Source organism: Falsiruegeria sp. JB4-1 (assembly GCF_055693495.1).
This window is the reverse complement of sequence record NZ_JBVFTZ010000001.1, coordinates 390,187-401,878: the sequence shown is the minus strand read 5'-3', so window position 1 is coordinate 401,878 and position 11,692 is coordinate 390,187. Positions and strand designations below refer to the sequence as shown.

The window sequence follows — 11,692 nt, the reverse complement described above, 5'->3', positions numbered from 1 at the left end:
TCAGACCGGCATCCGCAGAATTTCCTGGTATGCCTCAACAACCTTGTTGCGCACTGTAACCGCTGTTTCAACGGCAAGCTCGGTCTGTGCCAGGGCCTGAACCAGGGCATGAGGATCAGCCCGCCCGACCATAGCGGCCTCGGCTGTCTGCTCGCTGTGTTGCAGGGTCGCGGCAAAGTCAGCGAACGTCTGTCGCAACCCCTGCGCAGCCCCTTGATGATTGGGGTCGACTTGGGTGGCTGATCGCGCCGTTGCGTAATTCTGGGCGGCGGAAACTGAGCGGATATCCATTCTGGCTGTCCTTTTCTTTACTTGCGGAGAAGATCCATCAGGGACGACGACATCTGCCGCACCTGCTCAAACATCTTGAGGTTCGCCTCATAGCTGCGCTGTGCTTCGCGCGCGTCAGCGATCTCGATCATCAGGTCCACGTTGGACCCTTGAAAGTTTCCGTTTTCGTCGGCCAGAGGGTGGGCCGGGTCATAAACTTTTGTCAGTTCGGTCCGGTCCAGGTTCACCCGGCCAACTTTGACCATGTCGACACCCGCGTTTTCGGCCCGGCTCGCCTCGAAAGGGACGACCTTGCGCCGATAGCCCGGGGTATCTGCGTTCGAAATGTTTTCAGAAACGTGCCGCAGGCGAGTTGCTTGCGCTCGTAACGCACTGGCGGTCACGGATAGAGATTTGGAAAACTCACTCATGACAAATCTCCTCAGGACCGGCCAAGAGAACTGCGCAGGATACCAAGAGACGACCGGTAGATCGCAATGGCCCTGTCATGCTGACGCTTGACCTCGACGGCCTTCAACATCTCTTCTTCGATGGCGACATTGTTCTGGTTGGGATCGTTTGGCAGGTCGGGGTGAAAGACCGCCCAGTCGGGCGCACCGGTTTCAACCCCATTCAAATGCCCGGCGCGGCTGGCGTGCATTTCGACGCGCGCACCGTCTTTCACATAGGCATTGGAAAAGGCTTCGATGTCGCGCGCCTGGTATCCGGGCGTGTCGGCATTGGCCATGTTCTGAGACACGATTGCCTGCCGTTTTCCCGCATGTGTTGCCATGGCGTACGCCATCTTAAAGACGTTCAAGTCAGAGAACATCGGGGCTTCTCCCTCGATCAATTTCAATCAAGGCTTAACCCCGATTCCTTTAGAAACCGTTTCAGGAAATTGTTGGAGAACCCCATGACCGTCCCTGATCCGGCCCATCTCAAAGCTCAGTTCGACTCTCTCAGCCTGTCCCGCCATGTAGGGCGCGTTCTTGGCGTACACGGTGGTGTAATCAGGATCAGGGGGTTGAGCAGTCATGCCTGTATCGGCGACCGCCTCGAACTCAAAAGGAACACCGGGAACTCGCTACATGGAGAGGTGTTGCAGGTGGATACGGACGCGCTGAACATGCTGCCCGACGCCGCCCCTGACGGCGTGGCACTGGGCAATCGCGTTGTTTTACATAAGATGACAGAGTTCGCGCCCAGCGCATCGTGGATCGGACGGGTCGTTGACCCGTTCGGGCAACCCTTGGACGGCCGCCCCATCTTGCGTGGAGCAGGTGAACGCGACCTGATGGCCACGCCGCCTCCTGCCGTAGAACGCAAGCCGCTTGGAACGCGCATGTCCACGGGGCTTTCGGTGCTGAACACCGTGCTTCCTATTGTTCAGGGTCAAAGAATCGGCTTGTTCGCGGGATCCGGGGTCGGAAAATCCAGCCTGTTGGCGCAGCTTGCGCGCTCAATGCAAGCGGACGCGGTCGTGGTTGCGCTGATCGGTGAACGTGGACGAGAAGTAAATGAATTCGTTGAAAAAACCCTCGGCCGCGAGGGGATGAGCCGGGCCGTCGTGGTTGCCGCAACTTCGGATCAGTCTGCGCTGGTTCGGCGACGTTGTGCATGGGCGGCCATGAGCGTTGCCGAAACCTTGCGGGATGAGGGGATGAATGTTCTGTTTTTGGCCGATTCCATCACACGTTTTGCCGAAGCCCACCGAGAGATTTCAGTGTCCCAGGGAGAAGCCCCGGCATTGCGCGGGTACCCACCATCCGTGACACCTCTGATCACAGGTCTATGCGAGCGCGCAGGGCCGGGCACGTTGGAACAAGGCGACATAACGGCCGTGTTCAGTGTTCTTGTCGCAGGGTCAGATATGGACGAGCCGGTTGCCGACATTTTGCGCGGCGTGCTGGACGGTCACATCGTGCTGAGCCGTGACATAGCCGAACGTGGGCGTTTTCCAGCGATCGACGTTACACGGTCCGTCTCACGCTGCCTTCCGGATGCAGCTACACCCGAGCAGAACACCGCGATCCAAGATGTGCGCCGTCTTCTAGGGACATACGAACAGTCCGAAGTCATGATCAAAGCTGGTCTCTACACCGAAGGAACTGACCCTACATTGGATCAGGCGGTACGAGTTTTTGACGAGTTGGACGGATTCTTTGCAAGGGTCGAGCCCGATTCGATCGAAAACAGTTTCGACCGCCTGAACCTCATTCTGCGCCGGGCCCAGAACCCGGTCCAAATGCGACAGTGAATACTCGCCACAGGTATTCATCGTGGCCTGGAACGTTCTAAACCTTGGAACGTTCACGCCACCCGCGTTCCCTCGCACGTTTGATTCACGCCGATATCTTGGCTGGTCTTCGGAAGAATCAGTACTCCAAGAGTAAGGTCCAAAACGACGAGGTGAGCTCATTGCTCGATCGACGGCGGGCAAAAGTAACTGTGCGGTTCTACTGCGAACAAGACCAGACACGCACCACGCAACTCGGCCCAAAATCCCGGCAATAGCTTATTGCTGTCTGCTCGGCTCGGGACCTGTTCACATCATAGGCCCAACCCCAGCCCCCGTTACTTGCAACGGCAATGGCGGCACAGGCGTTATAGAAGGTCCGCATGTTGTCACACGACCATCCGCACCCCTCTTGAGCCGCATTTATCGCGTCCTGCTCGGTCGCCCACGAGTGCGAAAACCCATAAGCCCCGTTCGGGCCCACACCCACCGCGCCCCAACAATAGTCGTATCCACACGATCCGGCCGCCGCCGGTCCGATCATGCTCCCGAACACAGCAAGAAACGCGGCTCCAATACAAAACCTTAGCTTGATCATCATACCCCCCTACGAAGCCGCTAACCTTCACACAGGTTTCGTGCTCCCGCAGGCAGTATGCCACAAACCGGTTGTTTTCAGAAACTGAGGGTGGTCAGATCGCCAGCGACCGAGCTTCCTGAGCCCGCACGACCGGCAAGGCCGTCTTGGCCTCCATGGCGTCAACACAATCCAGCTCGGGAAACAGCGCGATGATTTCAGCCTGAGTCGCACGATCTGATCCGGTCAACGCATGTCCCGGAAAATAACTTTCTGACGCCACACCGTTGGCAAAAACAACCTCATGCGCGGCAAAAAGTAGGTGAATGTACTCAATGCTGTCGCGCTTGACCTGCTTTACCGTGGTTCCGTTCACAAGGCTTTTCGCCGCGATCAGAACCCCTTTGTGGCCAAAGAAATAAGCCGCGCGCCAGTCGTCGATCACCATCCGATGTTGGGGCGATACCAACAGCGGCCGCTTTGCCCCCAGCACACCGGCCTTGAACCGGATAGGCCCTAGTTCACCGCGCCCATCAACAACAGTGCGCCCGATCCACAAGATGGGCTGATCCCCATTATCGCGTGTCGTGACCAGATCACCCCGTTCCAAATCGTCGATTCGGCGTTCCCCTTGGGGTGTCAGAATCTTTGTACCAGACGTGAAACAAGTGGGTGGCAGATCATCGACATCCAATGAACCCTGGCTGTTGACAGCCGTTGATCCTTGAAACGTCCCGTTCTGCAAAACCTGGCCGTCGGTGGGCGTGAACATCCGGCCACCGTCGGCAAGGTAGAAGGTAATTCCGGTATAGGTAACAAGCCCAACGTTTGGCACATCCACCGTAACGGTGTCCCCCGGCCAAGATCTTGTGATGTCCACGCCGTTGATGTTGTCTCCGGAAAAGCGGTTGATCAGCCCGTTGTCGTTCTGATCAGTGAGCGTAACCTGTTGAAAATTCAATTGGGTCCCGACGGCTGAGCGGGCTTGCCGGATCCAGCAGGAACACCTGATCCAAATAGTCAGTAGGCATCGCTCCCCCTACCTTTGTGCAAAAAGATTGGATCGTGGCAGCGATCCGGTATTTTTCATCCACTAAATTTAGGGTGTTTTTGTGTTCACAACAGGGGGATTTTGCAGCAGATGTTCCCCAAACATCTTTCGCAGCCCGCCAGAACGGGCTGCGTCTGCACTGATTGACAAGACTTATTCGGCCGGTACGGCCTGCGCCTCTTTGTTCAACGGGACCGGCAGATGCACCAGCATTTCCTTGGGGCAAACCTGCAGGAAGTTCGCTTTTTCTACATCCCAGTGTTGCAGGATATCCGCCGCCTTGCGGCTGCCTGTTTCAGCCAGATGGCGCTCGACCAGCGTTTTCAGCTCAGCCTCCCAATGCGCCACCGTAACCGGACACGTCACCAGCGTTTCCATGTTCATCACCGTTTCAGCCTTGCCCTCAGGGTCATAAAGGTACGCCATACCGCCCGTCATACCGGCGCCAAAGTTGGCACCAATATCACCCAGGATCACAGCGATACCTCCGGTCATGTACTCACAGCCACAAGCACCGCAGCCCTCGATCACCACCTTGGCGCCCGAGTTTCGCACGGCAAACCGCTCACCCGCGCGGCCCGCCGCGAACAGATAGCCATCGGTCGCACCATACAGAACCGTGTTGCCGATGATGGTGTTTTCCGACGCCTTCAGCGGGCTCACCTGCGGCGGACGCACCACAACGGTGCCCCCCGACAGACCCTTGGCGACATAGTCATTGGCGTCACCCGACACTTCCAGCTTCAGCCCCGGCGCCGCAAAGGCACCAAGCGACTGCCCGGCCGAGCCTTGCAGCTTCACCGTCAGGTGATCCTCTTGCAGGGTGTTGCGCATGCCAAAGTTCCGCACGATGTGGCTCGATGTGCGTGTGCCAACGGTCCGATCCGTGTTCTGGATCGCATAAGACAGCTGCATCTTTTCACCGTCCTGCAGGAACCGCGCCGCGTCGCGCACGATTTCCGCATCCAGCGTATCAGGCACCGCGTTGCGGTCCTTGTCGCGGTTGTAAACGATGTTGGCCGAGCCATCGACCGTGATCAGCAGCGGGTTCAGGTCCAGATCATCCAGATGCGCCGAACCACGGCTGACCTGCGCCAGCAGATCCGCACGCCCGATCACCTCTTCAATCGACCGCGCGCCGATCGAGGCCAGAACCTCACGCACTTCCTGCGCGTAGAAGGTGATCAGGTTCACCACCTTGTCTGCATTGCCGGTGAATTTGGCACGCAAGGATTCGTCCTGCGTACACACACCAACCGGGCAGGTGTTGCTCTGGCACTGACGCACCATGATACAGCCCATCGCGATCAGCGCAGCGGTGCCGATGCCGTATTCCTCGGCCCCCAGCATCGCGGCGATCACAATGTCACGGCCCGTGCGCAAACCACCATCGGTGCGCAGGGTGACCCGCTCGCGCAGGTTGTTCATCGCCAGAACCTGATGCGCCTCGGTCAGGCCCATCTCCCACGGCAGACCAGCGTATTTGATCGACGTCGCAGGCGAGGCACCGGTGCCCCCGTTGTGGCCCGAGATCAGGATCACGTCCGCCTTGGCCTTGGCCACACCAGCAGCAATCGTGCCAACACCGGACGAGGCCACCAGTTTTACAGTTACCTTACAGCGAGGGTTGATCTGTTTCAGGTCATAGATCAGCTGCGCCAGATCCTCGATCGAATAGATGTCGTGGTGGGGCGGCGGCGAGATCAAGGTCACACCCTTGGTCGAATGGCGCAGACGCGCAATCAGGTCGGTGACCTTCATGCCCGGCAACTGACCACCCTCACCCGGCTTGGCCCCCTGGGCGACCTTGATCTCCAGCTCTTCGCACTGGTTCAGGTATTCGGCGGTCACACCAAAACGGCCCGAGGCCACCTGTTTGATCTTGGCCGACGGGTTGTCGCCATTGGGTTCGGGCACAAAGTGTGCGGGATCTTCACCGCCCTCGCCCGAATCCGACTTGGCCCCAATCCGGTTCATCGCCACGTTCAGCGTCTTGTGCGCCTCAGGGCTCAGCGCGCCCAAGCTCATACCCGGCGTGACAAAGCGCTTGCGGATCGAGGTGATGGACTCGACCTCTTCCAGCGGGATCGCCGCACCCAGCGGTTTGAAATCCATCAGGTCACGCAGGTGGATCGGCGGATTGCTCTGCATCTTGGCCGAATATTGCTTCCACAGCTCGAAAGAGGCCTTGTTACACGCCATCTGCATCATATGCATGCTGGTCGCTTCCCAGGCATGCGTCTCACCCGATTTGCGCGCTTTGTAGAACCCCCCGATGGGCAGAACGTTGGCAACTTCGCCCCAACCCTTGGCGTGGACCTCTTCGGCCTTGGTTTGAATACCGGTCACACCGATGCCGGAAATGCGGCTGGTCATGCCGGGGAAGAACTCGGCGCACATGGCACGAGACAAGCCAACGGCCTCGAAATTCAAACCACCGCGATAGGACGAGATCACCGAAATCCCCATCTTGGCCATGATCTTGAGCAGGCCCTGGTCGATGGCTTCGCGATAGCGCGCGATGTTTTCGGTCAACGAACCATCCAGCAGGCCGCGCTCAATGCGGTCGGCAATGGAATCCTCGGCCAGATAAGCGTTCACCACGGTCGCGCCACAGCCGATCAGAACGGCAAAGTAATGCGGGTCGATACATTCCGCCGCCCGCACGTTGAGCGAGGTAAAGGTCCGCAACCCTTTGCGCGTCAGATGGCTGTGCACCGCCGACGTCGCCAGGATCATCGGCATCGCCACCTTGTCGGCGTTCGAATGCTGATCTGTCAGCACGATGTGCCCAGCACCCGAGCGCACGGCCTCTTCGGCCTCGGCCCGGATACGCTCCAAGGCTGCATTCAACGCGCCCTGACCGGGTTCAAAGGTACAATCGATCTCGACCAGCGCTGCGTCAAATCCTGCAACCAGGTTTTCCCACTGGGCATTGCCGATGAACGGGCTTTCCAGCACCACGATCTCGGTCTGGCTGCTGTCCTCGTCCAGCACGTTCTTCAGGTTCCCGAACCGGGTCTTCAGCGACATGACGCGATATTCGCGCAAGCTGTCGATCGGCGGGTTGGTCACCTGAGAGAAATTCTGGCGGAAGAAGTGGCTCAGTGGGCGGTACATTTTCGACAAAACCGCCGACGGGGTGTCATCCCCCATCGAGGCCAGCGATTCTTTCCCGTCCTCGGCCATCGGCGCCAGAATCTGCTCCAGCTCCTCAATGCTGTAACCCGCCGCGATCTGCCGCTTACGCAGCTCTTCGCCGCTGAACAGCGAGGTCTCGGTCACGCCCTGCAGTCGGTCCTCCAGGTTGGCAATCTTGCCAACCCATTCGCCAAACGGACGGCTGGTGGCAAGGGTATCCTTGATCTCGGTGTCGTGGAACAGTTTGCCCTCGGCCATATCGACAGCAATCATCTGCCCCGGACCCAGCGCGCCTTTTTCCACAACGTTTGCTTCGTTGATCGGCACCATACCCGCCTCGGACCCCGCGATCAGCAGGCCATCGCCCGTCACCACATAGCGCATCGGACGCAGACCGTTGCGATCCAGGCCAGCACAGACCCAGCGACCATCGGTCATCGCCAGCGCGGCGGGGCCGTCCCACGGCTCCATCACCGAGTTGCAATAGGAATACATATCAATCCAAGGCTGTGGCAGATCCACCGCCTGCTTGGACCACGATTCAGGCACCAGCATTGTCTTGGCCATCGGGGCCGAGCGACCCGCGCGCACCAGCACTTCGAACACCGAATCCAACGCCGCGGAATCCGACGAGCCACCTTGCACGATCGGCTTGATATCCTCGGCCATCTCACCAAAGAAGGACGACGCCATCCGGATCTCGTGGCTCTTCATCCAGTTCACGTTGCCCTTGAGCGTGTTGATCTCGCCGTTATGGGCCAACATGCGGAACGGCTGCGCCAGCCACCACTGCGGGAAGGTGTTGGTCGAATACCGCTGGTGATACAAAGCGAACGCAGATTCAAACCGCTCGTCCATCAGGTCGGGGTAGAACACGGCAACCTGCTCGGCCAGCATCATGCCCTTGTAGATGATCGACCGGCACGACAGCGAGGCGATGTACATCCCTGACACGCCCGCAGCCGAGGCCGCCTTTTCGATCCGACGACGGATTACATAAAGCTCGCGCTCAAACGTCTCTTCATCCACACCCTTGGTGTTCGAAATCAGGATCTGCTCGATCTCGGGGCGGGTCGCGTTCGCTTTTTCACCCAGACAGGTCACATCGACCGGCACATGACGCCAGCCATAAATGTAGTAACCCAACTTCAGAACTTCAGTCTCAACAATGGTCCGGCAGGTTTCCTGCGCGCCAAAATCGGTACGCGGCAGGAACACCTGACCCACAGCCATCAGCTCGTCCATGCGGGGTTCGTGACCGGTACGGCGGATCTGATCATAAAAGAACATCACCGGGATCTGCACGTGAATACCTGCACCATCGCCGGTCTTGCCATCCGCATCCACAGCACCACGGTGCCAGATCGCTTTCAGCGCGTCGATCCCAGCCTCAACCACCTTGCGGCTTTTCTTGCCGTCAACAGAGACCACAAGACCCACACCGCAGGACGAATGCTCTTCTTCCTCGGAATACAGGCCATTCTCGGCCATCCACTGACGCTTCGCCTCTTCGGCGCGCACCCAATCGGCATCATATTTGGTCATTGGTTGTCTCCTTCTTCCGACGGGGCATACATAGCCATCATCTCGGCCTCGGTGATCTGCTTGCGATCCCCTGCAAATGCGTAACCCTCGGGTTTCTTGTCGATAAACAGTTCCAGGCTCAGCCCATGGCCGCCTGCATTCTCAAAAAGTCCGGCCGCCATCTGGGTTTGGCCCTGCATCGGACCCGGCGCAGTCATCCGGTACCACAGCGCCGATCCGCATTCCTCGCAGAAGGCGCGCTCGGCCCAATCGGACGACACAAAAGTCTTGACCGGGCCCAGCGCGGCATAACCCGGCTCGGCCTGAAAGGTCATAAAAGCCGAGCTGGTCCAGCGGCGGCACATATCACAGTGGCACGCACCAATCGCGGGCTTTGCCGGGGTCGCCGTGACGCTCACAGCGCCACACATGCATTGTCCGTTCAGTTCGGTCATATCGCTCCCCTTACCCGTCACAGCCGAATTGTGACCGCACCGACAAAAAGCCCGGATCACCTTCGAACAGGATGGCGCGGGGGCTGTGATCTTCAGAGAACGACTCCCGATCCTTTGCGTGGTTGGTCAGATCACCCTCAACAAACAGTCCCAGCTCTTTGGACACAAAGATGTCCATGTCAAAGCCCAGCCAGCTGCTTTCGATCCCTTCGCGCTGCAACTCGCGGTGCAACCTGCCCTTGCGGAACGCATGGCCGCTCAGTTCGACCACTTCATCGCTCAAGGTGTAAGAGCCTTTGACCGTGAACTCGCGGTTTTTGACCACACGGGTGTTCAACAGCAAAATGCCATCTTCAGAATCCTGGCCATCCGCGACCAACTGATCCAGATTCAACATATCACCCACACCCGGCTTGCGATCAAAGCGCGTATTTGCGTTGGCTTGGTACAGGAACCCAGCAAAGCCCCATTCCTTGTCATAGAAGTGGACGATGTCCGCTTTGCCATCGACAAAGGTCAGCACCTGACGCCCCTGTTCGCACATCAGCAAAACCGTGGTGCGGCATTCATTTTTTGCACCGTGGCCAGTGGCGTGCATCCCTCGGGCACCTCAACAAGGTCCTGAGCCAACGCCATTCCACCAGACACGCTCAGGATCAGCGCGGCAATCAATCGTGCAATCATCAGTCTGTCCTTCGGCTTATGGGTCATCGTCTTTGACCCTTTGGCTGCAATGCCGCATCAGATGTATGCGGCGGCGGTGTACGGGTGGTGCACGCTTGGTGCACGCATGTCACAGGCGGATTTCAGCCCTCATTCGGCGGCGATTGCAGATGCAGCATCCAGCTTTTTCAGGATCGCCTCGGCGCAATCACGACCATCCTTGATGGCCCAAACCACAAGGCTCGCACCGCGCACGATGTCACCCACGGCATAGACGCTATCCATCTCGGTCTCGCCGCTCTGGAACGCCGCCTTGACGGTGCCCCAGCGGGTCACCGGAAGGTCGGGCTGACCGAACAGTGTCGGCAGATCTTCGGGCTCGAACCCCAGCGCCTTGATGACCAGGTCGGCCTCTTCAACATAGTCCGCGCCTTCGATCACTTCGGGGGCCTGACGACCAGATGCATCGGGCTGACCCAGGCGCATCTTCTGCACCAGCACACCGTTGACCGTGTCATCGCCGGTGAACCCTTTGGGCGCGCTCAGCCATTCAAAAATTACGCCTTCTTCTTCGGCGTTCTGCGTCTCACGCAGCGAACCCGGCATGTTCGCACGATCCCGGCGATACAGGCATTTCACAGACGTCGCGCCCTGACGGATCGAGGTGCGCACACAGTCCATCGCCGTGTCACCGCCACCGATAACAACAACCTTCTTACCGTCGGCATTCATGCGACCATTGTCGAACTCTTCAACTGCATCGCCAAAGCTTTTGCGGTTGGATGCAGTCAGAAAATCAATCGCCTTCTCGATACCCGCCAAGCCACTGCCCGGCATGGTCAGATCGCGTGATTTATAAACGCCTGTGGCGATAATCACCGCGTCATGCGCCTCGCGGATCTCGGCAAATTTCGCCGCGTCCACATCGCAGTTCAACTCAAACGTCACGCCCCCATCAGCCAGCAGATCGTTGCGGCGCTGAACCACGTCTTTTTCCAGCTTGAAGCCCGGAATGCCATACATCAAAAGCCCACCCGCGCGGTCATAGCGGTCATATACAGTGACCTGCACACCGGCCTTGCGCAGCATGTCCGCGGCGGCCAGACCACCCGGGCCAGCACCGATGACACCCACGCTCTCGCTGCGTTCCTGGGTCGGAGCGTTCGGCAGAACCCAGCCTTTGTCCCAGGCGGTGTCGGTAATGTATTTTTCGACGGAACCGATAGTGACGGTGCCGTGACCCGACTGTTCAATCACACAGTTGCCTTCGCACAGACGGTCCTGCGGGCAAATGCGGCCACAGATTTCAGGGAAGGTGTTGGTGGCCTGACTGGTGGCATAGGCCTCTTCCAGGCGGCCGGTTGCGGTCAGGTGCAGCCAGTCGGGGATGTTGTTGTGCAGCGGGCAGTGCGACTGACAATAAGGCACACCACACTGGCTGCACCGGCTCGCCTGCTCCTCGGCCTTGGCCGCAGCGTACTCGGCATAAATTTCGTCGAAATCTTCCTTGCGTACAGTAGCGTCACGCTTTGCTAGGCATGTCGCGGTCGATCTGGACAAATTTTAGCATCGGTTGCTTGGCCACGGGTCAAACTCCATGAATTGGCTACGTCGCGATTGTCTACAAGACGCCGCGCGCAATTAAAAGTCAACTATACTGACCTTTTTTCTGGTTTACTGCGCTCGGTTTAGGTTCATGGGCGGAAAATTGCAACAACTTAGGTCCGATTCGGTCCTTATTATCGACTTTCTTTTTGAACCAAAGGACTTAT

The 11,692-nt window shown here is 58.5% G+C and carries 10 protein-coding genes and 1 pseudogene; 1 reads left to right on the top strand and 10 read right to left on the bottom strand.

The window, feature by feature from the left end:
• From fliE to ACZ1HE_RS01940, 3 genes are read right to left on the bottom strand one after another with little or no spacing between them, the layout of a single operon-like run.
• Complete coding sequence (gene fliE / locus ACZ1HE_RS01950; RefSeq protein WP_472619332.1) at positions 1–291, bottom strand: flagellar hook-basal body complex protein FliE; 291 nt, start codon at positions 289–291, stop codon at positions 1–3.
• Positions 292–308: 17 nt separating this feature from the next.
• Complete coding sequence (gene flgC / locus ACZ1HE_RS01945; protein WP_472619331.1) at positions 309–701, bottom strand: flagellar basal body rod protein FlgC; 393 nt, start codon at positions 699–701, stop codon at positions 309–311.
• Positions 702–712: 11 nt separating this feature from the next.
• Entirely contained in the window at positions 713–1,102 is a 390-nt protein-coding gene (locus tag ACZ1HE_RS01940; RefSeq protein ID WP_472619330.1) for a FlgB family protein, read from the bottom strand.
• Positions 1,103–1,186: 84 nt separating this feature from the next.
• Between ACZ1HE_RS01940 and ACZ1HE_RS01935 the strand changes: the two genes are divergently transcribed.
• Positions 1,187–2,530 carry a FliI/YscN family ATPase gene (locus ACZ1HE_RS01935; protein ID WP_472619329.1) on the top strand — a complete coding sequence of 448 codons (1,344 nt, stop codon included), beginning with the start codon at positions 1,187–1,189 and terminating at the stop codon, positions 2,528–2,530.
• 199 nt (positions 2,531–2,729) lie between these two features.
• On the opposite strand, the gene ACZ1HE_RS01930 is transcribed toward ACZ1HE_RS01935, so the two are convergent.
• The 7 genes and pseudogenes from ACZ1HE_RS01930 to ACZ1HE_RS01900 form a co-directional block, all read right to left on the bottom strand.
• Complete coding sequence (locus ACZ1HE_RS01930; RefSeq protein WP_472619328.1) at positions 2,730–3,053, bottom strand: DUF4189 domain-containing protein; 324 nt, start codon at positions 3,051–3,053, stop codon at positions 2,730–2,732.
• Positions 3,054–3,201: 148 nt separating this feature from the next.
• Positions 3,202–4,047: a Hint domain-containing protein gene (locus ACZ1HE_RS01925; protein WP_472619327.1), complete on the bottom strand. Its 846-nt coding sequence runs from the start codon at positions 4,045–4,047 to the stop codon at positions 3,202–3,204.
• Between the two features lie 243 nt (positions 4,048–4,290).
• Positions 4,291–8,823, bottom strand: a complete 4,533-nt coding sequence (gltB, locus tag ACZ1HE_RS01920) for a glutamate synthase large subunit (protein ID WP_472619326.1) — start codon at positions 8,821–8,823, stop codon at positions 4,291–4,293.
• On the bottom strand, positions 8,820–9,257 hold the full coding sequence (locus ACZ1HE_RS01915; protein ID WP_472619325.1) for a GFA family protein: 438 nt from the start codon (positions 9,255–9,257) through the stop codon (positions 8,820–8,822). The genes gltB and ACZ1HE_RS01915 overlap by 4 nt, the downstream gene beginning before the upstream one ends.
• Positions 9,258–9,267: 10 nt before the next feature.
• The gene (locus ACZ1HE_RS01910) at positions 9,268–9,801 is read right to left on the bottom strand and encodes a hypothetical protein (protein ID WP_472619324.1); all 534 of its coding nucleotides are present in this window, start codon (positions 9,799–9,801) and stop codon (positions 9,268–9,270) included.
• Positions 9,801–9,941: a hypothetical protein gene (locus ACZ1HE_RS01905; protein WP_472619323.1), complete on the bottom strand. Its 141-nt coding sequence runs from the start codon at positions 9,939–9,941 to the stop codon at positions 9,801–9,803. The genes ACZ1HE_RS01910 and ACZ1HE_RS01905 overlap by 1 nt, the downstream gene beginning before the upstream one ends.
• A 129-nt stretch (positions 9,942–10,070) precedes the next feature.
• Positions 10,071–11,505, bottom strand: a pseudogene (locus tag ACZ1HE_RS01900) (NAD(P)-dependent oxidoreductase).
• Between the last annotated feature and the right edge of the window lie 187 nt (positions 11,506–11,692).

Bases quoted from the DNA above. Each gene is read 5' to 3' on its own strand.
- fliE (WP_472619332.1), bottom strand. From the start codon at position 291: ATGGATATCCGCTCAGTTTCCGCCGCCCAGAATTACGCAACGGCGCGA.
- flgC (WP_472619331.1), bottom strand. From the start codon at position 701: ATGAGTGAGTTTTCCAAATCTCTATCCGTGACCGCCAGTGCGTTACGA.
- ACZ1HE_RS01940 (WP_472619330.1), bottom strand. From the start codon at position 1,102: ATGTTCTCTGACTTGAACGTCTTTAAGATGGCGTACGCCATGGCAACA.
- ACZ1HE_RS01935 (WP_472619329.1), top strand. From the start codon at position 1,187: ATGACCGTCCCTGATCCGGCCCATCTCAAAGCTCAGTTCGACTCTCTC.
- ACZ1HE_RS01930 (WP_472619328.1), bottom strand. From the start codon at position 3,053: ATGATCGGACCGGCGGCGGCCGGATCGTGTGGATACGACTATTGTTGG.
- gltB (WP_472619326.1), bottom strand. From the start codon at position 8,823: ATGACCAAATATGATGCCGATTGGGTGCGCGCCGAAGAGGCGAAGCGT.
- ACZ1HE_RS01915 (WP_472619325.1), bottom strand. From the start codon at position 9,257: ATGACCGAACTGAACGGACAATGCATGTGTGGCGCTGTGAGCGTCACG.
- ACZ1HE_RS01910 (WP_472619324.1), bottom strand. From the start codon at position 9,801: ATGTGCGAACAGGGGCGTCAGGTGCTGACCTTTGTCGATGGCAAAGCG.
- ACZ1HE_RS01905 (WP_472619323.1), bottom strand. From the start codon at position 9,941: ATGATTGCACGATTGATTGCCGCGCTGATCCTGAGCGTGTCTGGTGGA.